This is a genomic window from Psychrobacillus sp. BL-248-WT-3 (assembly GCF_012843435.1).
In the GTDB taxonomy this organism is placed as follows: domain Bacteria; phylum Bacillota; class Bacilli; order Bacillales_A; family Planococcaceae; genus Psychrobacillus.
Genome location: NZ_JABAFC010000001.1, coordinates 188487 through 214132, shown reverse-complemented (window position 1 = coordinate 214132; position 25646 = coordinate 188487). Strand labels below are relative to the sequence as shown.

Sequence of the window (25646 nt, the reverse complement as noted above, 5' to 3'; positions counted from 1 at the left end):
GACTCATAAACAAATTTCAAACGGGAGAAAAATAGATTAAACAACTACCGTTAGCTTCCTCATGAATAAACCAGTGTATAATAAACCGATCCCAATCATAAGGATAATTCCAATATATACAGACATCATGGTTGGTACTAAAAATGCCCCGATAATAATCGTGGAGCGAGCGATTAAGTCTGCTCCGCTAAATGAGAAGTTAGAAAATGCGGAGTAAGATCCCCTTTTGTCTGCGGGTATCATATTTGCTTGCTCGGCATTTCTTACAGGTGAATATATCAACTCACCAACCGTAGCAATTAAATTAAAGAATATAAGTATATACCATGTATTGGCAGATGTTATCGTTATGTATCCAATACTATATAATGCTAACCCCACTAGCAATACACGCTTATTGCTGAAACGATCCGTTATTTTGTTGATAAAAAAAGTCAAACAAACGACTAAAAGCATGTTTTCTATATTAAGTAAACTTAGCATTCTAACTCCGGCAAGCTCGAAATCTCCTATTTGGACCGACTGAAAAGTTTCCGCTAGCCTTACACCTATATAGCTGTTTAAAGAAAACTCGGCAGCAAAAATGAACATGGATCCAACGACTACCTGGACGAACGGTTTATCTTGAAAGGCAATTTTATAATTATGTATGAGATCAATAAAAACGTTTTTGTGCTGCTTTTCTAAAAGCTTATTATGTCCATCCACCAACCAAATTTTATATGCGATTGGAAGGCATAAAGAGGTAAAAGAGAGTAACATAAACAATTCAATCTGATGGTTTAAATATAGTAATCCCCCTAATGCAGCCCCTATAGCCATTGACAAATTGGTAAGCCAGTAATCCAGCGCATATACTTCTTTTCGATTATCAGGAGAAGTAGAATCGATGATGATTGCATGCATAGCAGGCCTCCCTAAACTGCTTGTAATAATATATAGCGTATAAGCGATTGCAAACATCCAAATGATATTAGATTTAGGTAGCAAGCTAAGGGTCATGCAAACGAACATACCCCCACTTAAGAGAGATGTAATTACTAATAACCCCTTTCTTGGTAAGCGGTCAGAAATATATCCTCCAATTAGACTGATAAAAAAACTTACACATACTGTACCTATTAAAAATAAACCAGCCCAGACCTTACTCATCTCTTGAGCAAAGAACAATGCCATAAAAGGCATAACAGCAGATGAAACTGCCCTATTAAAAAAAGATGTAATCAATCGGACCTTAATATTTTGTGGGTAGTTTTTCCATTTCATGTTGTACTCCTCCTCTGTATTTAGTATATTAAACTAGACTTTTTAATATAAAAATGGACAAATAGGTAAAAGTTGTCCACTTATAGAGGTGTATGACATGGATTGCTCATTATTAACCCTTTGGAACACTGTTCCCTCTGGCAATATAAAGCAGGAAGAAATTGCAACTATAATAGGCTTCAGTACTAAGCAAACAAAGCGATATTTACAAAGATGGTCTTCAGAAGGATGGATAAAATTTATTTCTGGTAAAGGTAGAGGGAATTCCTCCCAGTTAACGTGGTTAAAAAATGTAGAGGCTTGTTTCGAGGACCAAGTCATGCAGATTTTAGAAAATGAAAGTGCAGAAATAAGTAGCAAATACTTAATGTTTGACTGGTCGACAGAATGTCGCCAAAGACTAATGAAAAAATTCCAAAACAAACTTGGCTTTGAGCAACAAATAAACGATAAGCTTATTGTTCCAAGGAAAAATCCTTTTCTTACACTTCATCCACTGCAAGCAGCAGACTCCCATAGTGCTAATATTGTTGCTACAGTATACAATCGTCTAGTTTCTGTTGATGAAAACGGAGTAGTATCTCCTGAGCTTTGTCATAGCTGGGATATGACAGACTCGAAGCTTCGTCTTTACCTAAAAAAAGATATTGCTTTTCATGACGGATCCATTCTCACTGCAGAAGATGTAGTATATTGCCTTCGGAAACTAAAAGATGATCCGCAATTTCGTTTGCTCTGCGAGCCAATTAAACAAATAGAAGCAATTACTCCCCTGATAGTTGATATTACATATCCTGCAGGTTGTAGCTACTGCTTGCAGCTTCTAGGAAGCATGAATGCCAGTATTTATAAAGAGCATTTAGACTTTGTTTATGGGACAGGCTGCTACTATGTGGAGGAAAATGGTCCATCCATTACTACATTAGTCGCATTTAAAGACTTTTACGGTGAAAGACCTCTTTTAGATACAATAGAGTTTGTTCAAGTTCCAGAGGATTTCGAAAATGTATATCGCACGTCCTCCAATCAGCAAACCTATTTTCCCATCGAAAGTGACTCAGGCTTTGGGGTAGTTTTGATTAGTCCTCAATTAGATATAGAACAAAGACACTATCTTCATTACATTATTTCAAAATACCGGCATGAGATACATATGGCGGATGATAGACTTTTACCTAATGAAGAAGGATGCTTAATTGGAATAAGTACACCGTATGAATTACATAACATACCTCGACCGAAGTTCAAGAAACCTATTGTACTAAAACTAGTAAAATACACTAACAAATCTTCACACTGGTTAAAAGAAATACTTACTCAGAATGGCATTCCCGTTGATGTTATCACAGTCTCCTTCATAGACAATCTATTAAATAGGGAATTAAACCCTAAAACTGACTTATATATACATGGAGAAATCTTTGAGATGAATCAAAACTATTCATTTTTTCATTTTCTTATGAATGGCTATTCTCCATTAGCCACTGTATTAAAGGGACAAAAGAAATACCAAAACAAATTAAAGAAATACGCCATTACTCCATTTGAAGAATGGACAGCTCTTAATAAAGAAATAGATCGTATGCTAATAGAAGATTCGTTAGTTTGTCCTTTATACTATTCAAAACGGCATATCCCTTTTTCTGCAGACTTAATGAACATTAAGATCAAGCATTTTGGTTTTGTGGATTATTCTAAACTATGGGTAAAGCCTAATATTCCATTAGATTAAGGATTGATGGTTTTATACTTTATAAAAAAAACTGAAGACAACTTTTAGTTTGTCTTCAGTCCAGAGTGTAGACAAAAGGGTTGGAAATCGAGCGCAGCGAGGGAGTTTCAAGGAGGGAAAACTAAGGACGTCACATCGTGTGACAACGTTTTCCTGACCAACATCCTGTTGGCCTAAGCCGTGCCCGCGAAAAAGCGTCCGTTCGTAGCGGAAATCAACTCTTCCTCGCATTACTTCTATTTTAAAAGAAAAAAGACTGTAGGCAAACTCCAAAATTTTTGGAGTTTGTCTTCAGTCAATAATTAACGTCTTTTCATTAAACGAATCGCTTGTATGGATAGTCGCACTAATAGCACTGCACACAGAAATAATCCTACAAAGGCAGCAGCATTTAAATAGACTGCATAAACAGCATCAATGAATTGAGCAATAGCTAGTAATGAGGAGGAGATAATTCCAAAAGTGATTCCAACTAGTAATAATATAAAACGGGAAAAAAGATTGGTTACGAATTCAGCATTATTTTTGTCGGAAAAGATATCATGGTGTAATATTATTTTTCCACTTTCCACTTTTTGAACTAGCTTATCGACTCGTCTTGGAATTTTTCGTAAAGCAGGAATCATTAAGGCGAATTCTTCCTCTAGTCGCTCTTTTGTAGCACCTGGATCTCTGAAAGGTTTCTTAAAGAGAGAACTCAAGTAATGTGAAGAATATTCCTTAGCTTCTGTAAAAATATCAAAATTTGGTTGAACTAAATGTAAAGTGCCCTCTAGTGTAACGATAGAACGTAAAGCTATACCAACCGAAGGATAAAAAGATAGTCCAAAATCTCTAACAACTTTAAAGAAGGCTTGAATTAGTTCTTCTGTTGGTATTTGTTCCACATACGATATGCGAAGAAGGATTTGCGAAAGCGCCTGTTCCATTTTGACCCGATCAATATGCTCGTGATCTTCTACAAGTAAAGTAATCGCATCATAAAGCATGTCGGCATCATTATGTTGAATCCCCATTAAAAATATCTTCATACCTTCTTGTTGGGGCTCTGCCAACCTACCAACAGCACCAAAATCTAGCAATATTGGCGTTCCATCTGCTTTATCGATGAATATATTCCCTGGGTGAGGGTCGGCATGGAATATCCCTGCTTTTAATATTTGATCAAAAAAGGAATATAAAACTGTGCGAGCAAATTGTTCTCGGTCGATATTCAGTGATTGAAACAAAGAATCCCCATTTCCGACACTTTGACCATATGCATGTTCAAAAACGATGATACAGTCATTACTAAGCTCAGCATAAACATGAGGAATCTTAACTTCGTATTTACTCTCCTCTAGCGCTTTTTTAATTTGTAAAACATTTCTTTTTTCAATTTCGAAATTTACTTCTTCCTTCAAATTTTGTGCAAATCCTAAGGCTAGTTCACAAAGGCCTAGTCGCGCAGCCCAAGATGATTTATCTGTTAGCCATCGAACAAACTCTAGCAATATATTTAAATCATCCCTTATCATACTTTTAACATCAGGTCTCAAAAGCTTAACAACAACCTGTTGGTTATTATCTATTAAGATTGCTTTATGTACTTGACCAATTGATGCAGAAGCTACTGGAATCATGTCAAAATACGAGAACATATCCTCCATTTTATATGGCAAAGACTTTTCAAGTATAGATTTTACCTCTGATTCCTTCAAAGGTTCTACGTTTTGCTGTAGCTTTTCTAACTCTTTGATAAATACTGGAGAAAATAAATCTCGACGAGTGGAAAGCACCTGACCAAATTTAATAAATATTCCACCAGCCTGCTCCAACGTATTCCGAAAAGCAATAGCCATTTCATGATCATTATTTCTGTACCTTGAGTATTTCATTGCTCTTGAAATACCATTTTTCACAGCAATTTGGATGACTTGTCGCATCCTTTTTTGCCCTCTCCATTGATTTCTTATCCTCAAAAGAAACGGCCTAGGTTTTATTCCACTTTCTTTTCGCTCTCCTGAATCCATTGGACTAAATAGCTCAAAAAACAAATATAACAGCATGGATATTAATAGCATGCTACCAATCCATATAATAGTGCTCACATCCATAAATGAATAAGCAAAGTTCTCTGAAAAAACATCAACGCTCTGTAAATATGCATACCAGTAAACAAATAGCGTAAATACTAAGCTTATAAATACAGAAAGCACTCTTTTCATAAAGTTTATTTGAGAACCCATTAATTTGCCGCTCACATAATAAATAAATAAAGAAATTAAGATTATTTGTCCAATTAATTTTACATATATCAAAAAAGTCCCCCCTATTCTTTTCTTTCTATTTAGTTATACATTCCCCTTTTCTACTTATTATTAATCTTATTATTGATTAAATTTTTAATAGAGAATAATAGTACAATTCAATTATTTATATGAATTAAATAAATAAAAGAGAAATTTTTTTATCCTTTTTTTTGAGTAAACCCTTAATTGCTTTTTTAAAAGATATTAGGTGATATGCTATCATATTGACTTACTCCTGCTCGTATCATGCCGGATAATACAATCAAAAAACCTCTCAATATATTTTCTGTATATTTTCCACTAAAAATTTCGATTTTTATATGCTGCATTAACTAAATATCGAATTTCTTAAATAGTATTTTTTTACTATTTTCGTAGAAGGAAGTTTCACTTAAATTAGCGTGGGTAATTTTTAGTGTAATCAGTAAAACTTAAGGAGGTTTTTATCTATGTTTTTTAACAAAAAAGAATTAAGTTTCCATGCGGTACCGGATAAGCCAGATCCAGTATTAGCAAAACATTTACAAGAAATTATTGGCGGTCAATTTGGAGAGATGAGTGTTGCCATGCAATACCTATTCCAAGGATGGAATACTAGAGGAAATGAAAGATATAAAGATTTGCTAATGGATACAGGTACGGAAGAGCTAGGACATATTGAAATGATTGCTACAATGGTAGCTAGATTATTAGAAGGTGCACCAGTAACAGAGCAAGAAAAAGGCGCTGCAAATCCACTTATTGGTGCTATAATGGGTGGGATGAGCCCTAAGGATGTATTAGTAGAGGGTATGAATCCACAGCACGCAATTGTATCAGGATTAGGTGCAATGCCAGTTAACTCAGTAGGTGTCCCTTGGAATGCAGGCTATATCGTTGCAAGTGGTAACTTGTTAGCAGATATGCGTCATAATGTAATGGCCGAGTCTCAAGGACGCTTACAAGTTGCACGTCTCTACGGCATGACGGATGATAAGGGAGTTAAGGATATGCTATCCTTCCTGTTAGCTCGAGACACAATGCATCAAAATCAATGGTTAGCAGCTATTAAAGATTTAGAAGCAACTGAAGGCGGAGTTATTTGTCCAACTACTGTTCCACCGGAATGGGAAGCAACCGAATTCTCTCATACGCTATATAACCATTCAGAAAGTGAAGACAGTGCAGAATTACCATGGTTAAAAGGAAATGCTCCAGATGGACATCCTTTCTCGTACGACCAAGGGAAAGCATTTGGAGAAAAGCCAGTCTTAAGCCCTGCTCCACCTTCCTTACACAATACATTGCCAGCTGAAGACTTGAAATAATCATAAACGGACTATAAACAAACATGGTACATCCAAGCTTGTTTATAGTCCGTTTTTTTATTAATGCTTTTGATAGAAGGTTTATAAACTGGATTATTCTTTTCCACATTCAATACAGCGATGATCTGAATCCCCATCGCCATACATTCGTAGCTCCTTCTCCAAGCCACAGATTATACATTTATTTAAAAAAATTTGTGGTAATATACCTGACTCTGCCAAGGGCACCCATTCGTTTTCATACAGTTTTTTTGTCATCCCATAATCAATTAATATTAGATTGCCTTTATCATCTAATCCGTAATTTCCGCTATCCAAAAAATCAAAACCATCTAACTTTGAATCAATAAGATGAATTGCATCCTTCAGGTCATCTGTTAAACGACTATCATGGATAAGATTAATTTCATACGAACACCCATTTTCCAATGGTAAAGGTTTAAAATAAGGTTGTATCAGCATTTGTTGATCTAAATACGTAACCTTTGCTACGTGTTCTGCTAAGCCCTCTTTCTCCAAGAAATCATACATATATTGCTCGTTTAACCCTTGTTTATATCCTATTGGATGTAGAAATCTTTTAATCACTATATTATTATATTTATATACTTTGCGAGTAGAACCAATACCAATAAAATTATCCTCCACACATAGCTCTATGTATTTATCTTTAATTTTCATCTATTCTACCTGTCCTTAAGGTTAGTAAATCGTTTACTTCTTCTTTTATATACTCTTTAAATGCTACTAAATTTTCCCTCTTAAACTGTAAATCAGACCTCTTCCCTGTATACGTATCTATCGCAAGATTCACTAGCTGGCTTTGCTTTTCAGGTAAAAATGTTAATCCCCACTTACCAGCCTCCATTTTAGAGAAAATAGTACCATCAGTTAAATAACGGTATACTCTTAACATATTTAGTATGCAATAAACTGGTTTTTTCTCTATGTTACTCAAACAGTCCTTATAGTCTCCCAAAATTGAATCGATATAATCGGTCATAGGAATATTCGGGAATACGAGCTCTATTGATTCACCTCTAAGACATATACCTTTGTAGTTAATGATAGTAATATGGGCAGCCAAATCTGCATCCCTATTCTCTTCAATAAACCATTGTTTTCTATTTTCCTCGTATCTTTCTCTCCAGTATTCACTATAATGATAATCATAGGCTGATGGATACTCCCATTTTTCTAGCTGACTTCTATTCATAAAACTAATTTCTATTGGGAAAGGTTTTTTAGACGATTTTAAGAAAAACTCGGTTAATGTTAATTTTTCGTGTAATGATAAGGCTTTTTCTGTTACTACCAATAAATCTATGTCACTACTTAACGGATTGAATCCTCCTAAAGCTAGAGATCCGTGTATATAAAAACCGACACTATTATCACCTATCACCGTTTGAATTTCGTCTATTACTTGTATGGTAAATTCTTTGACTTGATTTGTAGCGTTATCCCACTTCATCGATTAGCTACCTCTTTCAATGGCATAAATTCCTCTGGTTTCAATTCCTTTGCCTCTATTACTATGGCAGTTAAAAAAGTATCTGTCATCGTTTGGTGTCCCTCTCCCTTTTCCCAGAAAACTGCATCTCCAGCTCTTACTTGTATCTTCGTTTGTTCTTTACCGGTTACCCATCCTTCTCCATTAACAATTAATAATAGCTGGGGCATAACGGCTTTATGAAATCCGATAACACCATTCTCCTCCAAATGCATACAGCCTATTACGGCCTCACTTCCTAATTTAGTTACTTTAGACATGATGAAATTCGAATTGTAATGATTGATTTTCTGTCCAACCTGTTGATCAAAACGGAATATTTTCATTTTGGCACTCCTCCATAACTACTTTAATTCCATTCTAAAGACAAATTTCCCTTCCTATTTAACATAATAAAACCCTTTGAAGTTTTGTATTACCTTCAAAGGGTTGATTAGACTCGATTCAATTCCATTTATTATAAACAAAACTCATTAGTTCCTTTTAAGTGAATTCATTCAGGATATTTTTAATAGTTCTTTGTCTCTTCTACCATGCAGTAAGTAATAAATAGGAATACAAATTAGTATCAAAAAGACCATGGAAAGAAAAATAGGACGATAACCGCTATACGGCACTACAAAGCCTAATAGGAATGGACCTACTCCTAATCCAATATCATATAAAATGAAATAAGTGGATGTAGCAAGACCAAATCGATGTGGTGGAGTTACCTTCACTGCTACACTTTGAGCAATTGAATTAAAGTTACCATAACCGATCCCAATAAGTGCTGCTGCAAGTAAAAGCATCCACCCAGCAGTTGCCTGGCTGAATAAAAACATACCGATAGCAAACAAAACTAAACAAGGATACGTTACAATATTAGCTCCTCTAGTATCCATCAGCTTTCCTGTAAAAGGACGAGAAAAAATAACGACTATAGCATAAATTAAAAAGAAATAACTTGCTGCAGATACTAGATTTATCTCATCCGCATAGAAGGATAAAAAGGACATGACACCAGAATAACTAAACCCGATTAATAATGCCACAAAAGAGATAGGTATAGCTCTAGGCTCTATAAATTTCGATATAAATGAGCTTTTTTCCATATCTTGATTTGGAGCTTTTGGTAATGGCACATCTATTTTAACAATCGCGTAGATGACTAAGCACACAACCGAAAGCACTGCGTTCATAGCAAAAATCCATTGGAACCCACCGTCCATTTTTAATAATAGAATGCCTAGAAATGGCCCTATTGCTGTTGCTAATATGGCACTTAAACTGTAGTAGCCTATGCCTTCTCCCTTACGAGTATTCGGTAAGATTTGAGCAATAATCGTGCCGGTAGCTGTTCCTGCAATACCAACAGCAATCCCTTGAAGTAGTCTATTAACAATAAGAAGTCCAATATTAAAAGTCGCAAAATATAAGGCAGATGTAATAGTAAAAAATATTAATCCTATCCACAATGTTTTTTGAGTCCCTATATTACCTATAACCCTACCTGCCCCTAATCTGCCTATTAGAGACCCTATTATGAAAATACTTGATACTAGACCTGCTGTGCTAGTAGTTGCTCCATATTCTGACTGAGCATAAGAAGCAATCGTAACGATTAATAAGTAAAACATTAAAGTAATTATAAAATTGATCAAGGAAATGAAAAGAAATTCCTTTGTCCACAATTTTTCTTTTATCACTGCCATCATCTTCCCTTTATATTAACAAGTAGCTTTTCTAATACTCGTTCTGTAATTTTTCTTTCTTCTTCCGTGATACCTTTTAATAGATCCATTTGAAAGGCTTCTACTATTAATTTTGCCTCCTTATATTTCAAAACACCTAGACTTGTTAAATGCATTACTTTTTGTCGCTTATCCTGACCTGTACCTATGTAGATTAGGTCTTGATCTACTAGCTTTTGAGCAATCGGAGTTACGGACGGCTTTTCTACTCTCCAATAAGCTGCTACATCCGTAAAGGTTGAAGGTCCCTCTTCTTGCAAAATACGTATCAGTCCCCACTGTATTTCTGTTAAGCCTAGAGGCATCAATAAATCATGCATTTTGCTACTATATGGTCGAGAAATCAATTTTAGAGTAGTAAAAAAAGGTTGCATTTCAATTCCTCCTTAATTAGTTAGTTAGGCTAACTAATTTTAAACGTTTAAATTATATTTGTAAAGAAAACATTTCTTGCCATTTATTATTCAAGTAATTATATTTTTTATAAGGGGGGAGTATCTATGGAAATGAGGCTAGCAAATGAAGAAGATTGGGAGCAAATCAAGTATATTTATGAAGCAGGTATCTCTACAGGTAACGCAACCTTTGAGATGAGTGCCCCATCTTCATATGAACAATGGATTTCAACAGCAGACAAGCTATGTACCTTCGTCATGTTACATAATGACACAGTAAAAGGCTGGTGCAGACTTAGCCCTGTCTCATACAGGGCTGTTTACGCAGGAGTTGGGGAAGTAGGTATATACGTTCATCCAAAAGCAATCGGTCTAGGAATTGGAAATAAGTTACTTGGAAAATTGATCGCTAGTTCAGAAGAACAAGGCTATTGGATGCTACAGGCAAGTATATTTCCAGAAAACAAGGCTAGTATAGAACTTCACAAGAAAAACGGATTTAGAGTGGTGGGATATCGAGAGCGAATTGGAAAGCATAATGGAGAATGGAGAGATAACTTACTTTTAGAACGAAGAAGCAAGTTCACTGGTAACGATTAAACAGTTGCCCGAACAATATAGTAAGAGTTCGTTATAGGTAAGCCATTCGTCTCATGGAAACCAAAAATCTCCGTAATCTCTTTTAAGTTTTCATTTATAATTTTCTCTGTCACGATTGGATGCTGTCCAAAACATCTTTTATTTATGATATCCATAGGACTGTGTAGTATTTCTATATTGCTAACCGTTTCGATTTCCCATTTCTCAAAGTTCGCTGTCTTTAATCTTTCTTGTATAGCCTTCAATGTTGAATCTCTTGGTAACTTGGCTTGAAAGAGATTTGGAAATAAAATAGGCAGTTCCTTGTCCATATCATCACCAGGATGCAATCCGAGTACAGTTCCATCTTTTTTTATGGTTTTCGTCAAAGCAAGATATCCCGAAGTGGGCCCTTTCCGAATATATGCACAGTCAAATTCATCCTCTGAAAAGGGCAACTCTTTTTTCGTGCTACCTAGTACGAACGAGACATTCTCAGGCTTTTTTCTTTTTCCCTGTTCAATAAACAGGTTAGTTACATCAAATCCTACTATTTCTTTTGCAATAGGGCTACATTCGATAGCAAATTCTCCATGACCACAACCAACATCTAATACTATTTTAGACGCAATCATTTTTTTAACCTCCTCATCGAAAAGAATTTCTCCATTAGGTTTTAAAATAGTAGAATTCCATGAATAAGCATATTCTCCTTGTTGTTTCCCAAGCTGGTTGTACCATTCGAATGAATGAGGTTCGATCCATTCTGCTAATAGTGTTGGATTTAATAATGCCATAAAATACCCTCCCTATATTGTTCATTGTGCACATCTAAAACTCCAGGCTGCTTATAGTGATACTAAAAGTTGAGCTTACCTAAAGGGAAGTGACTCTATACTAAAAAAAGAAGCACTAATATTTAGCACTTCCTTTTAAACTGGTATAGTCAGAGTAAATGTCGTTCCTTTACCCTTCTTACTTTTTACTTCTACATTTCCTTTTAGCTTGGAGATTGTCCCATAAACCATCAGCATACCAAGACCAGTTCCTTCTTTTTTATTCGAGTAATAAGGCTTCCCTAACTGACTTATTTCTTCTGAAGACATTCCAATCCCTTGATCTTTAATGGTAATAACAAGGTGTTTTCCTAGTTGTACAGCTTGGACAAGAAGAATCCCCCCCTTGCCCTTCATCGCTTCAACACCATTCTTTATTAAGTTAATAATGCATTGTTTCATTTGATTTGAGTCAAATTTAATCTTCGCTGTGTTCTGAAACTCAAGAATGATTTCCACTTCGTTAAATTTAGCAAATGGCATCATAATATTTTTTACATATACGAGCTCCTCTTCCATAGTAGAGTGAACCATATGGACGGATTGTGGCTTAGCAAATGCTAAATAATCATTTAAAATACTTTCTGCTCTATTCAACTCTTTTAGAGAATATTCTATATAAACTTTGTCGTTTGGTGTAATATCCTTTGAAACACTTAACAATTGTAAAAAACCATTTGTTACGGTAAGTGGATTTCTTATTTCATGTGATACACATGCTGATAGCTCGCTCATCACATGCAATCGCTCAGAACGAAGAAAGTTATCTCGCTGTTTAATATTGGACAGAATCTTTTCAATCATAATCATATTAAATAGCATAATAACTGCATAAGTAATAATAACGTAACCAACAACATTCCAATATTCTAACGTCAGTGTTTCAAAATAGGTGGATAACGAAATTAAGTAAGTCAAACCGTTTACTAATACTACTATTATACCTGTAATTATTCTGTTTTTAGGAGCTAGGCTAATAAACTTTTTATGCACCAGTGGAATAATAATAAAAGCCAATGTTGAAAAAATAAACGACTGAAAAATTCCCTCTCCACCAACAAAGAAACGTACAATATTTAACGTAATGTATAAAGGGAACAGTTGCTTATAGCCGCCATATAAAGCCAGAGTAATAAACGGAATATATCTTAAATCTACTGTAAAACCTAATTCTAACCTTATTGGATAAATCATACACAAAAACATAGAAACAATAGAAGAAAATATATAATAAAATAAATTTTTTTTACCCTTATAGTTATCTATAAAGATAACAAATAGCAGAACAGGTAAAGTTATAAATAATATATTGATCAAAAATGTTTGCAGCAATGATGGTCCTCCTCGGAGCTTCTTCCATATACACAAATATAAATTATAGCATATATATTACCAAGTCTTTCATATTAAAATTTTGCTATTTTCAAATTGATTCAAGAATAAAGTTTAAAGTTAAAAATATGAGGTAGACATAAAGTAGGCCTAGAAAAAACTTTACCAACTATGAATGGAGGAATTTAAAATGAAGAAAAGAATATTCGCTTTACCAATAGTTTTAAGTTCAGCATTACTATTAGGAGCATGTGGTGATGGAGACGATGATATCAATGATATCGAAGTAGAGGATCCGACTTTTGAAGATGATGGACAAAATGATACAGGAATTGATTCTGAAAATGAAGGCGAAGTAGATACTCAAGATGATCAAGACAGTACTACAGGAACTGATGGTACTGATGACACTACCTCTACTGAAACTGAAGGTACTGAGACAGAAGATATTGAAAGTGATACAGAAGCTAACTAATACACATAAACCTCAAAGCATATATGCTTTGAGGTTTTTCAATTAGTATACAGACTTAACCATCTTTGCTTCTTCGATAATAGAATGAATTATATCATGATCATCAATAACATAAGGAACTTCTTCAGGTTCCATCCAAATACGCGTGGTCGTTTCGTGCTTCCGCTGAAAGGTATGGCATTCTTCTATATCCAGCCGATAGAATAATTGATAACCAATTATAGGATACTTTCCATTTGGGTCAAAGTAAGGATTTTCTTCATGATTTACCTCAATAGCCCCTATATAAGTAGCCTTACCTTTTACAGAGCCCTCTTCGAAGACCTCTCGGTGTAATGCTTCTTCTGGAGTTTCATTTCCTTCTATATGCCCTCCAGGTAGATTAAATCCCCTCTTTTTCACTTTAACTAATAATATTTTTCCTTCGTGAAAGCAGCATCCGTGTACACTTGTTACTGTGTCTTTGTTTCCTATTAATTTGGAACGCTGCCACTTTAACCTTACGGGATGTTGTCCCCATACGACTGTAGTTTGATGAGTCATCTATTTGCTCCTTTTTCCTTGCTGTCCCTGTGATTACTCTCTCTTGTACATAGCTTCATGTAAATTTTTCAATGTTTTTTTGATTTGATGTTGCGTATGTATATTTTGATCGAGATATGTTAAACGAAAATAAAGAGATTTTAAGAAGTTCATAACATTAGATCGATATTTGTAAAAGACTATGCGATTCTGTTCTTTTAATTTTGCTTCCAATAAACTCTCAAAGTTATGTACCCACTCTACAAGCATTTCCTCCGGTAAACCTTTTTCAATCATTGCTTCCACTGCAAAGATTAATCGTTCATCCTCATCGTCCTGGAGAACAGTATCCCTCCAAATACAAGCTTTTATAACGTTTAGCCATTCTTCAGCGTGTAATATGTCGTTGGAAGGATGACTAATAATAGATTCAAAGAGATCTGCGCCATGCGCAATACTATGAGCCCAGCCCTTCCCTTCTACATAACCTCTCACATCTTTTTCTGATTGTAAGTATGTTGTCGTTTTTTTATAGACTTCTTCTAATTGCTGCTTATCTAAAAATTCTTTTGTTTTATCCTTTTCTACAATCAAAGCAATGACTAGAGATGAGAAGGATCTAGTAAACACAGTATCCGTGTCCTGTTCACCTATGCCTTTAAATAAATATTCCTCTGATAAACAGACGTCTAGTATTTTCACCATGAGGGAGTTTGACAATTTGTTGTTCTCTATAAGTTGGTAAAAAGTAGAATAAATTAAGCTATCTCTTAGCTCTTCATCCACTGATCCTATATTAATAAGCATCTCTTTTATAACTTCCTCTAAATTATCCAAATCTCCTTTTTCATTTTGCCATTCTCTTAATATTGTTTTTAACTGCATTTTAATCCTCCTTAATTAACCATCTCTTTTTATTTCTAGATAAAGGAATTCATTTCCTTCTTTACTGCTATTTATTTTCCCAATTTAAAATAGTTGTATTTAAAATCTACAACTAAATATAAGATTCAAAATTTTATGCGACTACTTAATAGCAATAGCTTTAGGTGGCATTATTTGCGCCCACACAGAAATGTGAGCGACAGTAGTCGAAATTTAATTAATGAAATAATCAGCGCTTAATAGACTGAATATTTAATTAGTTTTGCAGAAATTTTGTTTTTGTGAATTTTTTTCCCAATTGTAAATTTGTACTAAATGATTAAAATTATAGATGTAGGAAAAATATGAAAAAGGAGTTGTACTATGAAAAAACCATTCGCTGCTCTATCGTTATCAGCTATGTTACTCGTCTCGACTTCCTTTACTAGTGCCTCTGCCAACAGCTACTCGTATCTTGATGAAATTTCATCCCTACAACCAGATGTCTCTACTGAAGAAATGATGGCCAGTGTTCAAGAAATTGCAAAAAACACTGGAGAAACGGAAGAACAGATTTTAGAACAAATCTATAAAGAGTTAAAAAACGATCAAGCTCAAGGATTGGCTGAAGCAAAGTCCAATCAAACTCAAGGCGCAAGTGGTGGAACAGTTAGTGTAGGAAACAGTACTAAAGGTAACTTCTACTACACCCCTTCTCAAACAGCCTATCTTGATCATGGTCATGTCGGACTTTATTATACTTCTACTACAATAGTAGAATCTGTTCCTTCTTCTGGGGTACGCACTATTTCTACCACTGCTAGAAAGGTAGATAGCTCGGGTGCTCTAGTTAAATCGGTGGGCACCACTTCAACTAATAGAAATAATGCTGCTAATTGGGCCTATTCACAAGTAGGCCAGAGTTATTCGTATAATTTTGCAACTAACAGATCTACTGGACATAACGGAGCCAAAAACTGTTCGAAGTTAATTTGGTCTGCATATAAATTAAACGGTAACTTAGATTTAGATGATGATGGTGGGCTTGGAGTATATCCTAGAGATGTGCGGGACGCGCCAGGTACAACCTTAGTAAGGAATATTTAACAGTCAAATGACAATAGGACAGTCGAAATACTGCCTATTGTCATTTTACTTTTAGGAGGGAATTTTATATGAAGAAAAATATAGTTTCTCTAATCGGAATCATTGGCCTAGGGGTTATTGTTTATTTCGCATACACATTCTTTTTCACACCTACACAAGCAACTAGCAGTTTACTTCTATCTAAAGCTGATATCGAAAAGGAAAATTTTCTACATAACAAGAAGGCAATTCTTTATCTGTCTACTACGGCTGATCAGGATATAGATGGGGAAGGATTTAGTTATGCTGTTTTCATTAATAAATCAGGTAAAGCTCAAGCATTAAAAATGGAGGGATTGGAGTTAGGCAGCACAGCAGTTTATGACAACAACGTTTTTTTAGAGGAAAAAGATATGGTTCGCCTAGTAGGAGAGGAATATAAGGAATTTCCAATGAAAACTGACCAGTACACAGGAGAACGTTCAGGTTATATTCAAGAGGAGGAAATATTCTTTAGCATTTATAACAGTGGATTTGCACAGGATGGAAAAGGATATCGTTCAGATGTTCGGTTTGGAAACGAGAAAAATTTTCAAACAGATAAAATTCCCTTTTACATCGCAGCCTCTGGCGTTGAAAGTGATAAAGTCAATATTCTTACTCAGGATGTAGATAAAAATGAGTTCTATTTAAAGGAAGTAACATTTGATACATCCTTAGAGGTTGAACATTTATCAAAAGTAGATACACCAAAGGGTGAGTTTTTTAACGCATTAGCCCCTGTCTTATCAGATCAAACATATTACTATTTAATCTTGTCATCTGCCATAGATGACTTCAACGAGAAGACCAGTCTTTATCGAATCAATAAGGATACTCTTCAGCAGGAAACGTATGATTTCATAGAATATCAGGATATGAAGGATCTTGTGGCAACCATTCCATATAATTTTAAGAACTCTGCTTATATATATAATGACATTCTGTACTTTATCAATGGCTTAGGGGAAGTTTACACCTTTGATACAAATACAGAAGAAATCCAGCTAAAATTCTCTTTAGAAGATGCTAGTGAATCTAAAATAAGAAATAATGAAGAAACTTATTTTAAGGATGGTTCACTTTTTGTCCTAAGATATAGTGAAGATAAGAAAGAAAAATATTATTTAGAGGAATATGATTTAACCAATGGCAATCGTGTAAGTAGCCTTGATATAACTGGCTTATCCGAACTATTATCAAGCGTTCAAAGAAAAAGTATTTACTCTTATGATTTAAAGGTATTCGATACGCAATAAATTACAGCACTGTGACAACACGCATCTTAGAAGTTCAAAAGCCCTGAAAATTTTACAAACAGTAAAATTTTCAGGGCTTTTTTGCTACTTCATCATCGTTGTTCTCCATTTCAGCGAACGCTTTCCTGGGGGCACGTTGCCTCAGCCTGTAGCCTCTCCCACGCGCTTTTCCCCTAGGAGTTACCGCTTTCCAATATCCTTACCTTGAAATTATTTATCCTAGCTGTAAATATAAATAGCAATTTTCTGACTGAGGTAAACTTATATGCCAATAATTTCCCCTTCTTTAACGAACGCTATTAGTTTAATCTTATTTCCAAATCAATTTCATAATTCCATTATTTATGAAAAAACTTGAACAATTAAAAGAGAATAAGAGTATTATATGTTTTTTTATAAGGCTATGTTAGAGGGTAGGGTTGATTTATGATGCAAAGAAATCTTAACCAGAGAGTAGAACTGATTTCCGCCCCAGCCGGACGCTTTCCACGGGGTGAGCGATAAGCCATCACCCATCGCTTACGCGCGTGGTTGTGAGGTCTTATCTGTCTCACTCATCCCGTAGGAGTCGCCGTCTGGTGCTCCAATCAATAAATGGGAACAGCTTTAATGTATCGATAAGTGTTAATAAATTTATTCCCATAAACAAAGTTGAAAAGTGTCACCAACCCCAATTTCATCATCTATTTATAGTCTTAATAGCGATTTGAACGTTCTTTTTTTATGTTTACAGTTACTATAAAAAAGAGTTGTTAGTCAAAATCAACCAATAACTTTAACAAAACTTTTATAATAAAGTAGAGTTGATTTCCGCTTTCCGTGGGGTGATGGTTTTATTTGTCTCCACATTCATACTTAAATCGCCGCATGTAGCTACAATCCATATAAAGAAGTTTTTTGTGTTTGATTGGTAAATCGCTATTCAGCTAATGCCGTAATTGAAAATAGGATAATCGCTGAACATACACTTATTACAATCGTATTGACAGAAGTATCCTCGTTGTCTCTAACTTTATGCAAGATAGAAACTAGGTTTACACAAATAATTACAGCTAGTATTGGATTATATAAAACTCCTAATTGTGCAATTTGATACAAAATATCCTACTCCTTTCTTTTTGTTCTACTATTAAACTTAATTGAACTACATATGCCTATGATACGCTATTTATTAGAATTTATTTCCAAAAAATTCATTGATTGATGAAGCTTTATCAACTAAGAAAGCATCTTGATTACTAATGTAGCTTTCTAGCGCAAGTGACCCAGCGCTTGTATGCATAGAATCATTTGTTTCAATATTATCTTTAAGCAGAACAGGAATCCCATGTAATAACCCTCTCACGCCTTGTTTCTTTCTTTCATAGTGCAAAGCCTCTGCTATAAATAAAGCATGAGGATTTATCTCGATAATTAAATTAAGATTAGGACCATTCTTATCAAACTTTGCAATTCTATCCATATAAAACATAACTAATTCTTATAAAGTTATGTCTTCTTTGAGTAAAGCAAAGTGCAGGTGTTCAACTGTTAACTCTTCTTTTAAAAAGGGTTTGAACTTTATACTCAATTTAAAAGCTCCCTTAGAAAGTAATGTTTGAGTAAATACTATAATTACGACATCTTTTAGACTTCATAATTTACTCTAACTTTAACACTTATATTAACAGTACATTAAAAATTTTATATAAAATATATTCCCCAAGAAGATTTAGCGGTTTCCTATAACACATTTTCAAAACCAACCTTAAACTGGCTGGTTTCTGTTTTCTCTCTATATATTCTCTCAAAAAAACACCTTCATTTTTAAAATGAAGGTGGCTTCTTTACATCTGTTGTTCTTTTGTAGGTCCCATAACTCCGGGTACCTCTAATCCTGCTTGGCGAAGTAAAACGGTCATTTGACCACGATGATGTGTTTGATGATCTATGATTTTTCGTAATATTTGACCACGTGGAATAGAAGTGCCAAACGCAGGTACTTGCTCTACCAAATCTGCATCCGTTAGAGATGCTGCAGCCTCTTTAAAAGCATCTGCCATTGTTTCATAAGCAGAGACAATTGTGTCAACTGATCCAGGTACTTCCTTAGGGTTCCCAACAGATGGTAGGTCAATTTTTGCTAGCTTAGCTAGAAAAATGGGTGCTGTCGTTAAATGCCAAGCTAACCATCCTAGTGTATTATGGTTTTCTGCAATTGCTTGGTTCAGCTTATCATCTGTCATTGCTTTAAAAACGTTAACTGTACCATCAGCTGACATCGCCCATTCTTGTATAAAATCTTCTGTTTTACGATACATATGAATACCTCCTAGTTATATCTATTTTCATTTTAATTTATAAGCCGTCTTATTCAAGTAAAAGGACTTATTAAATATGAATGCAGATTCAAGATATAAATATAGTATCATCATTTAACTTAGCTGGAATATGTATTTCCAACAGGTTATTTCTCTTCTTCAAAAAACATCTTCCCATCTCGATACTTTGCATATGGGTCATCTTTTTCACCGATCAATAACTTTCCTTTAACAATGTAAGCAACTTCATTCCATTCACTTTTTTCTCCATCCTGCTCTACTTCAAGCTTGATATGGTGCCAGAATGAGTGCCCGTCTTCGTACTCGATCTCTACAATTTCAAAGTCTTTCAGTTTATACTTTTGTTCTTCCAAGAGATTGATTTTTTCTAAATATATAGCTTTTGCTTCCTGTTCGGATAAGTCAGTTTTACCAGCTAACTTACCCTCTTCTGTAACATATAAATGTAATTGTTTAAATGCTTTCTCATAATCCTCATCTATTATTGCTTGATAATAATTTTGAATAATATTTTCAGCTTTCTTTTCTTCTACGTAATTACACCCTGTTAACATCAGTATAAATAATAATAACAACAGAATTGAACCTGGTTTCTTCATATTAACCTCCCTATTTTAAGGAAATGGAAAAAACTACTATAAATTAATTATTTTTTTATTTAGCTATGTAAAAGTTATTGTTCTTTTGATTCCGACTTTACAATTGAAATGACTGCTCTAATAATTTTTAAAGTGTGTTGGAGTCATATTACGGCTTTGTTTATAGGAGTGAATAAATAGAAATATGCAGCCGGTCTCCATTTATTGATTGGAGCGCCAGACGGCGACTCCAGTGGGATGAGTGAGACAGATAAGACATCACAACCACGCGCGTAAGCGATGGGTGATGGCTTATCGCTCACCCCACGGAAAGCATCCGGTTGGCGCGAAAATCAAATCTACTTGCCGACTTAGAACACATCATAAATCAAACCTAGCCTTTAACATGGCCTTTTATTTTAACATAATATCCATATAAAAAAAGATGGAGACTGCCTTATATGAAATAAACCTTTCTTCTAGTGTATCTAAATTTTTTTAAACTTTGTTAAAATTATTGGTTGATTTTGACTAACAATTGTTTATTATAGTGACTTAGTGACTGTAAATATTATAAAAAGGACATTCAGATTACTATTAAAATTTTAAATAGATGACGAAATTGGGTTGGTGATAGTTTCGATGATTAAGCTGTTCCATTTATTGATTGGAGCGCCAGACGGCGACTCCTACGGGATGAGGGAGACAGATAAGACATCACAACCACGCGCGTAAGCGATGGGTGATGGCTTATCGCTCACCCCGAGGAAAGCGTCCGGCTGGCGCGGAAATCAATTCTACTCTCTGATTTAAGATTTCTTTGCACATAAATTAACCCAACCCTTTATCATATACATTTTTTAACTGTTTTTCCAGATAATCAATTTCCTCTTGAATTGTACTAGGATCTATTCTTGCAAATAGTGGTTGTATATTGCTTATGTTATCTACTTTCACTTTTATTGGCTTCCAATGAAATTCTTCTAATTTTAATATTTTTCGTACTTCCTCACTTGAGAAAGGAAGGAACGGTGATAATAGTTGAGCAACATTTCCAATGATATAAACGCAACTTGCCAGTGTATCCAGGCAGCTTTCCCTATCTTCCTTTACTTGTATCCACGGCTTTTGCACGTCAAAGAATCTATTCGCTTCACGAATATATGAAAAGATAGAATCTATTGCTAATTTAAAATGACCCCCTTCGATTAATTGACCAACCACACTGTATAAGTTTAAAGTGGATTCTTCTATTTCTGTATTTATTGCTCGATCAGGAATTGTTCCTTCGAAGGACTTTTCAATGAATTTTAATGTGCGATTGATAAAGTTTCCATATGCCCCCAGGAGCTCCCCATTATGACTATGAATAAATTCTCTCCACGAAAAATCCGAGTCTCTGTTTTCGGGCGCATTGCTTGTTAAAAAGTATCTTAAGGAGTCCGGATGATATTTCTCTATAAAATAAGGAGCCCATACTGCCCAGTTTTGACTAGTCGAAAATTTTCTCTTTTCCAACGTTAAATACTCGTTGGAAATGATATGAGTTGGAAGTGTTTCTTGACGAATACCTTTAAGTATCGCTGGCCATATAACAGTATGGAATGGGATGTTATCTTTACCATGCACATAATAGGAAATGGTTTGTTCATTCCAAAATTCTTTTTCATCCGTTTGGTTAAGAGTCGCCCATTCCTTACTCGCTGAGTAATAACCGGAAACAGCCTCTATCCATACATACACTTTCTTTTCCTCGTATCCTTCGATAGGTATACTTACCCCATTTGGCAGATCCCTTGAAGCCGCTCGATCTCGAAGGCCTTCATTTAAATATCGCTCGGTCAGGTGAACTGCATTTTCTCGCCACGCATGATTTGCTTTTGCAGACGTAAGATAATTCTCTAGCTGCTCCTGAAAGCTGCTTAGTTGAAAATATAAATGCTTTGTAGCTTTAACTGTCGGCTCATTTCCACATAGCTTGCAGCTTCTATTCGTTAAGTCCATAGGGTCTAAAATCAATGAGCAGGCATCACACTGGTCCCCTCTTGCGCGGCTTCCGCAATTTGGGCAACTCCCCTCCACATACCTGTCAGGTAAAAACTGATTATCTGACTCACAATAGATTTGCTCAATTTCCTTTTCGTAAATATAACCATTCTTCCATAGCTCTAAAAAGATTTGCCTAACCACTTTATGATGATGATCACTATCAGTTCGTGTATACATATCATAACTAAAGCCCAGACGATTAAAGGTTTCTTTAAACTCGTTATGGTATCTATCCGCTATTTCTTTCGTTGTAACGCCTTCAGAATTAGCACGTATGGATATGGGAGTACCGTTACAGTCGCTACCAGAGACATACAATACTTCCTCTCCCTTTTGTCTATAATATCTCGCCAAAATGTCGCCTGGTAATAAGGCAGCAATGTGACCCAAATGTAAGGATCCATTAGCATATGGCCATGCCCCTCCGATAAAAATGTTCATTTTAATTCTCCCCTTTTCTTCATTAAGTTTTTTAGCCAATAAGTTTTAAATATCTTCAGCCAAAATAAAAAACCTCATCCATATCGAAATTTCGATAAGGACGAGGTTATCTCGTGGTACCACCTTAATACTCAAATGGTTCACACCATTTGACTCCATAAGTACATAGCAAAAAGCCTTTATACTTTGACATGGGTAACAAGTGCCAACTCTTGTCGTATCCTACTAGTTGTTTAACGTTCAGTACGAAGCTCCGAGATCATGTTCGAATGACTAGCTTGCCTCATTTCCACCACCAGAAGCTCTCTATATAACATCATCACTCTACTTTTCCTCTTCAACGCCTTTTTATATTATTAGAATTATACAAAATGTTCCACTCATAAATCAATATTTATTTTTTAGCAAGGAAAAATCTATCTATTTGAATAACTATAAATGGTACGAAAGCCAATCCATAGATCATCGCTAGTTGAGAGCGACTAATTGCGGCAACATCAAACAGCTCGAATATCAAAACTAGGTTCAAAAGAATGACACCAATTAGAAAAGCTATCCAAACAGTTATATTCGAAAACAATCCAATTTTAAATATGGACTCTTTTGATCGGCAATTGAAGCCATGAAATAATCGTGACAAGCATAAGGTTGCAAACGCCATAGTAGTCGCGACCATTGTATCGCCAGTCGCCAAACCTATTTGAAAGGCGATAATTGTTACTGCTGCGATGAGGAAGCCTTCCAATCCAACCTGTATAGCAAACTTCTTATTAAGAAGCGGTTCCTTAATGTCCCTTGGCTTTTCTTTCATTACTTTTTTATTGTGTGGCTCTAAACCAATTGCAATGGCAGGTAAACTATCCGTCAGCAAGTTTATGAATAATAGATGAACCGGTAAAAAGGGAGCAGGTAAAGCAAGAATGGTTGCATACAGTACAACTAGGATAGCCCCAGTGTTACCGGATAGCAAAAACATAATGGAATTGGTAATGTTCGTGTAAATACTTCGCCCATTGGAAACTGCTTTGACTATGGTTGAAAAATTATCATCAGTCAAGATCATAGCAGAGGCATCCTTTGCAACTTCTGTACCTGTAATGCCCATTGCAACCCCTATGTCCGCTTGCTTCAATGCTGGTCCATCATTTACACCGTCACCAGTCATCGCTACAACGTGACCTTTTTCTTGCCAAGCTTCTACTATACGGATTTTATGTTCTGGCGATACTCGTGCATATACAGAGACATTCTCGACTATGTCTTGTAATTCTATATCTGACAATTTTTCAATTTCCTTCCCTTCCATCACTTCCTGAGGACCTTCTACTATCCCTATTTCTTTCGCTATAGCAGTGGCGGTAGTCTTATGATCTCCAGTAATCATAACAGGCTTAATACCTGCAGCAATACAATCTTCTACCGCTTGTTTAGTTTCTGGTCTTAAGGGATCCATCATAGCTACTAATCCAATGAACGTGAGATCCTGCTCCATTTCCATGTTTACTATCGGGGAATCTACTTCTTTATAAGCAAACGCAAGGATTCTTAGACCTTGGCTTGAAAAATGGTGGTTTGCTTGTTTTATCCTTTCGATTTGCCCAATGTTAATAGGTGAAATGCCTGTAGATGTTTCCATTCTTACTATTCGGGATAATAGCTCATCCACTGCTCCTTTTGTAATCATCATATATCGATTATTTATTCGATGAATCGTAATCATTAGCTTGCGATTAGAATCAAATGGCATTTCTCCTACACGGAAATATTGTTGGCGTACGTTCCCTTCATCAAAATTATACAGTTTACTCCAATTCAAAAGGGCAATTTCTGTTGGATCTCCAATTTCTTTTTCTTCAGTACTTATCGAATCATTACAAAGCAACGCCATGCTCATTAAATTTTTATGGAGTGCGTTGTTGATATTAGCTCTGTCAGCTTTTAGAGTTTGCTCATTTACGTACATATGCTGGACTGTCATTTTATTTTGTGTAAGCGTTCCAGTTTTGTCTGTGCAAATGACAGAGATACTCCCTAAACTTTCAGCTGCTCGTAATTTTCGAATAATAGCATTTTCTTTTGCCATTTTCTGTGTACCAAATGCAAGTACTATGGTGACGATTGAACTTAGTGCTTCCGGAATAGCAGCTACCGCTAAGGATACCGCAAACATGAAAGAATCTACTAGCTCTCGGCCTCTAAGAATGTCTAGTCCAAAAATAATTAGGCATATAATGATAATGCCAATAGCCAATCTCTTTCCAAAGTGATCCAGATTCATTTGTAAGGGGGTTTTCTTTTCTTTTGCATTTTGTAACAGATTAGCTATTTTGCCTATTTCAGTCGCCATACCAATGGACGTTACAATAGCTCGTCCTCTACCATTCGTAACAAAACTTCCTGAAAAGACCATATTACGCTTATCACCAATTGCTAGCTCCTCTTTATCAATTAAAGCTTCAATTTTGTCTATTGCTTCGGATTCACCTGTCAATGAACTCTCATTTACTTGTAATCTATAGCTTTCCATCATTCTTCCATCTGCACAAATATAATCTCCCACTTCTAAATAGAGAACGTCTCCCACCACTACCTCTCGGGATGGAATTTTTATAACTTCTCCATTCCTCAGCACCTTAGCTATAGGAGCGGCCATTTCTTTTAAGCTATCTAATGATTTTTCCGCTTTAATATGTTGTACCGTCCCTAAAACTGCATTTAATACAATTACTATTACAATAACTATTGAACTTTCTAATTCTCCTAAAAAAGCAGAAATAGCAGCAGCAACTATTAAAATGATGACTAGAAAATCATTAAACTGCTCTAAAAATACTTGTATGGCATTTTTCCTTTTACCTTCCTCTAATTCATTGAAGCCATTCTCTTTATGTCTTTGTCGTACTTCATAATCTGATAACCCTTGTTGAGTAACGTCAAACTCTTTCATCACTTCTTGAACTGATTTTTGGTAGTATGCTGTGATATTCATTAGATTCCCCCAAACTCATTAGTTAAAATAATTACATAC

General features: G+C 35.2%; 22 protein-coding genes, 1 pseudogene and 1 other annotated feature. Of the genes and pseudogenes, 6 read left to right on the top strand and 17 right to left on the bottom strand.

Annotation, left to right across the window (positions count from 1 at the left end; all coding sequences use genetic code 11):
- Positions 1-36 precede the first annotated feature (36 nt).
- A complete protein-coding gene (locus HF876_RS01060; protein ID WP_169358184.1) occupies positions 37-1266 on the bottom strand; it encodes an MDR family MFS transporter in 1230 nt (409 codons plus the stop codon).
- Positions 1267-1363: 97 nt separating this feature from the next.
- Between HF876_RS01060 and HF876_RS01055 the strand changes: the two genes are divergently transcribed.
- The gene (locus HF876_RS01055) at positions 1364-2998 is read left to right on the top strand and encodes an ABC transporter substrate-binding protein (RefSeq protein WP_169358183.1); all 1635 of its coding nucleotides are present in this window, start codon (positions 1364-1366) and stop codon (positions 2996-2998) included.
- Between the two features lie 302 nt (positions 2999-3300).
- Here HF876_RS01055 and HF876_RS01050 read toward each other — a convergent pair whose 3' ends face one another.
- A complete protein-coding gene (locus HF876_RS01050) occupies positions 3301-5298 on the bottom strand; it encodes an ABC1 kinase family protein (protein WP_169358182.1) in 1998 nt (665 codons plus the stop codon).
- A gap of 440 nt (positions 5299-5738) precedes the next feature.
- Between HF876_RS01050 and HF876_RS01045 the strand changes: the two genes are divergently transcribed.
- Positions 5739-6596: a manganese catalase family protein gene (locus HF876_RS01045; protein ID WP_169358181.1), complete on the top strand. Its 858-nt coding sequence runs from the start codon at positions 5739-5741 to the stop codon at positions 6594-6596.
- Between the two features lie 93 nt (positions 6597-6689).
- Here HF876_RS01045 and HF876_RS01040 read toward each other — a convergent pair whose 3' ends face one another.
- The 5 genes from HF876_RS01040 to HF876_RS01020 all read right to left on the bottom strand — a co-directional run bounded on the left by HF876_RS01040 (position 6690) and on the right by HF876_RS01020 (position 10216).
- The gene (locus tag HF876_RS01040) at positions 6690-7277 is read right to left on the bottom strand and encodes a protein kinase (protein ID WP_169358180.1); all 588 of its coding nucleotides are present in this window, start codon (positions 7275-7277) and stop codon (positions 6690-6692) included.
- On the bottom strand, positions 7267-8070 hold the full coding sequence (locus HF876_RS01035; RefSeq protein ID WP_169358179.1) for an aminoglycoside adenylyltransferase domain-containing protein: 804 nt from the start codon (positions 8068-8070) through the stop codon (positions 7267-7269). Before HF876_RS01035 ends, HF876_RS01040 begins: the two co-directional genes overlap by 11 nt.
- Entirely contained in the window at positions 8067-8435 is a 369-nt protein-coding gene (locus HF876_RS01030) for a cupin domain-containing protein (RefSeq protein WP_169358178.1), read from the bottom strand. The genes HF876_RS01035 and HF876_RS01030 overlap by 4 nt, the downstream gene beginning before the upstream one ends.
- A gap of 171 nt (positions 8436-8606) precedes the next feature.
- Positions 8607-9803, bottom strand: a complete 1197-nt coding sequence (locus HF876_RS01025) for an MFS transporter (RefSeq protein WP_205963945.1) — start codon at positions 9801-9803, stop codon at positions 8607-8609.
- On the bottom strand, positions 9803-10216 hold the full coding sequence (locus HF876_RS01020) for a MarR family winged helix-turn-helix transcriptional regulator (RefSeq protein ID WP_169358176.1): 414 nt from the start codon (positions 10214-10216) through the stop codon (positions 9803-9805). The genes HF876_RS01025 and HF876_RS01020 overlap by 1 nt, the downstream gene beginning before the upstream one ends.
- Positions 10217-10342: 126 nt before the next feature.
- Here HF876_RS01020 and HF876_RS01015 point away from each other — a divergent pair, with 126 nt between their 5' ends.
- Entirely contained in the window at positions 10343-10837 is a 495-nt protein-coding gene (locus HF876_RS01015) for a GNAT family N-acetyltransferase (protein WP_169358175.1), read from the top strand.
- Here HF876_RS01015 and HF876_RS01010 read toward each other — a convergent pair.
- Together HF876_RS01010 and HF876_RS01005 are read right to left on the bottom strand one after the other, a co-directional pair.
- Positions 10834-11613, bottom strand: coding sequence for a class I SAM-dependent methyltransferase (locus tag HF876_RS01010; protein ID WP_169358174.1), 780 nt, complete (start codon positions 11611-11613; stop codon positions 10834-10836). The two genes, HF876_RS01015 and HF876_RS01010, sit on opposite strands and share 4 nt — an antisense overlap.
- A 135-nt stretch (positions 11614-11748) precedes the next feature.
- A complete protein-coding gene (locus HF876_RS01005) occupies positions 11749-12984 on the bottom strand; it encodes a sensor histidine kinase (protein WP_169358173.1) in 1236 nt (411 codons plus the stop codon).
- A gap of 190 nt (positions 12985-13174) precedes the next feature.
- Between HF876_RS01005 and HF876_RS01000 the strand changes: the two genes are divergently transcribed.
- Entirely contained in the window at positions 13175-13459 is a 285-nt protein-coding gene (locus tag HF876_RS01000; protein ID WP_169357994.1) for a hypothetical protein, read from the top strand.
- Between the two features lie 42 nt (positions 13460-13501).
- On the opposite strand, the gene HF876_RS00995 is transcribed toward HF876_RS01000, so the two are convergent.
- Together HF876_RS00995 and HF876_RS00990 are read right to left on the bottom strand one after the other, a co-directional pair.
- Positions 13502-14002 (bottom strand): NUDIX domain-containing protein, encoded by a 501-nt coding sequence (locus HF876_RS00995; protein WP_169358172.1) that lies wholly within the window; start codon positions 14000-14002, stop codon positions 13502-13504.
- 33 nt (positions 14003-14035) lie between these two features.
- Positions 14036-14866 carry a DUF2785 domain-containing protein gene (locus tag HF876_RS00990; protein ID WP_169358171.1) on the bottom strand — a complete coding sequence of 277 codons (831 nt, stop codon included), beginning with the start codon at positions 14864-14866 and terminating at the stop codon, positions 14036-14038.
- A 363-nt stretch (positions 14867-15229) separates the two neighbouring features.
- Between HF876_RS00990 and HF876_RS00985 the strand changes: the two genes are divergently transcribed.
- Both HF876_RS00985 and HF876_RS00980 read left to right on the top strand, forming a co-directional pair.
- Positions 15230-15952: a hypothetical protein gene (locus HF876_RS00985; protein WP_169358170.1), complete on the top strand. Its 723-nt coding sequence runs from the start codon at positions 15230-15232 to the stop codon at positions 15950-15952.
- A 68-nt stretch (positions 15953-16020) separates the two neighbouring features.
- Complete coding sequence (locus tag HF876_RS00980; RefSeq protein WP_169358169.1) at positions 16021-17229, top strand: hypothetical protein; 1209 nt, start codon at positions 16021-16023, stop codon at positions 17227-17229.
- A gap of 918 nt (positions 17230-18147) precedes the next feature.
- On the opposite strand, the gene HF876_RS00975 is transcribed toward HF876_RS00980, so the two are convergent.
- The 6 genes and pseudogenes from HF876_RS00975 to HF876_RS00950 all read right to left on the bottom strand — a co-directional run bounded on the left by HF876_RS00975 (position 18148) and on the right by HF876_RS00950 (position 25607).
- A complete protein-coding gene (locus HF876_RS00975) occupies positions 18148-18327 on the bottom strand; it encodes a hypothetical protein (RefSeq protein ID WP_169358168.1) in 180 nt (59 codons plus the stop codon).
- A 112-nt stretch (positions 18328-18439) separates the two neighbouring features.
- Positions 18440-18700: pseudogene (locus HF876_RS18810) on the bottom strand (amidase family protein); the annotation flags it as partial.
- A gap of 355 nt (positions 18701-19055) precedes the next feature.
- Positions 19056-19529: a DinB family protein gene (locus HF876_RS00965; protein WP_169358167.1), complete on the bottom strand. Its 474-nt coding sequence runs from the start codon at positions 19527-19529 to the stop codon at positions 19056-19058.
- A 146-nt stretch (positions 19530-19675) separates the two neighbouring features.
- Positions 19676-20149 (bottom strand): hypothetical protein, encoded by a 474-nt coding sequence (locus tag HF876_RS00960; protein WP_169358166.1) that lies wholly within the window; start codon positions 20147-20149, stop codon positions 19676-19678.
- A gap of 810 nt (positions 20150-20959) precedes the next feature.
- Positions 20960-22657 carry a methionine--tRNA ligase gene (metG, locus tag HF876_RS00955; protein WP_285841753.1) on the bottom strand — a complete coding sequence of 566 codons (1698 nt, stop codon included), beginning with the start codon at positions 22655-22657 and terminating at the stop codon, positions 20960-20962.
- A 54-nt stretch (positions 22658-22711) separates the two neighbouring features.
- Positions 22712-22968: a binding site (T-box leader), on the bottom strand.
- Positions 22969-23012: 44 nt separating this feature from the next.
- A complete protein-coding gene (locus HF876_RS00950; protein ID WP_205963944.1) occupies positions 23013-25607 on the bottom strand; it encodes a cation-translocating P-type ATPase in 2595 nt (864 codons plus the stop codon).
- Between the last annotated feature and the right edge of the window lie 39 nt (positions 25608-25646).

Coding starts and splice junctions, on each gene's coding strand:
- HF876_RS00965 (WP_169358167.1), bottom strand. CDS start 19,529: ATGTATCGTAAAACAGAAGATTTTATACAAGAATGGGCGATGTCAGCT.
- HF876_RS01000 (WP_169357994.1), top strand. CDS start 13,175: ATGAAGAAAAGAATATTCGCTTTACCAATAGTTTTAAGTTCAGCATTA.
- HF876_RS00990 (WP_169358171.1), bottom strand. CDS start 14,866: ATGCAGTTAAAAACAATATTAAGAGAATGGCAAAATGAAAAAGGAGAT.
- HF876_RS00960 (WP_169358166.1), bottom strand. CDS start 20,149: ATGAAGAAACCAGGTTCAATTCTGTTGTTATTATTATTTATACTGATG.
- HF876_RS01040 (WP_169358180.1), bottom strand. CDS start 7,277: ATGAAAATTAAAGATAAATACATAGAGCTATGTGTGGAGGATAATTTT.
- HF876_RS00985 (WP_169358170.1), top strand. CDS start 15,230: ATGAAAAAACCATTCGCTGCTCTATCGTTATCAGCTATGTTACTCGTC.
- HF876_RS00980 (WP_169358169.1), top strand. CDS start 16,021: ATGAAGAAAAATATAGTTTCTCTAATCGGAATCATTGGCCTAGGGGTT.
- HF876_RS01020 (WP_169358176.1), bottom strand. CDS start 10,216: ATGCAACCTTTTTTTACTACTCTAAAATTGATTTCTCGACCATATAGT.
- HF876_RS01025 (WP_205963945.1), bottom strand. CDS start 9,803: ATGGCAGTGATAAAAGAAAAATTGTGGACAAAGGAATTTCTTTTCATT.
- HF876_RS01010 (WP_169358174.1), bottom strand. CDS start 11,613: ATGGCATTATTAAATCCAACACTATTAGCAGAATGGATCGAACCTCAT.
- HF876_RS01035 (WP_169358179.1), bottom strand. CDS start 8,070: ATGAAGTGGGATAACGCTACAAATCAAGTCAAAGAATTTACCATACAA.
- HF876_RS01055 (WP_169358183.1), top strand. CDS start 1,364: ATGGATTGCTCATTATTAACCCTTTGGAACACTGTTCCCTCTGGCAAT.
- HF876_RS01015 (WP_169358175.1), top strand. CDS start 10,343: ATGGAAATGAGGCTAGCAAATGAAGAAGATTGGGAGCAAATCAAGTAT.
- HF876_RS00995 (WP_169358172.1), bottom strand. CDS start 14,002: ATGACTCATCAAACTACAGTCGTATGGGGACAACATCCCGTAAGGTTA.
- HF876_RS01030 (WP_169358178.1), bottom strand. CDS start 8,435: ATGAAAATATTCCGTTTTGATCAACAGGTTGGACAGAAAATCAATCAT.
- HF876_RS01045 (WP_169358181.1), top strand. CDS start 5,739: ATGTTTTTTAACAAAAAAGAATTAAGTTTCCATGCGGTACCGGATAAG.
- HF876_RS00950 (WP_205963944.1), bottom strand. CDS start 25,607: ATGAATATCACAGCATACTACCAAAAATCAGTTCAAGAAGTGATGAAA.
- HF876_RS01060 (WP_169358184.1), bottom strand. CDS start 1,266: ATGAAATGGAAAAACTACCCACAAAATATTAAGGTCCGATTGATTACA.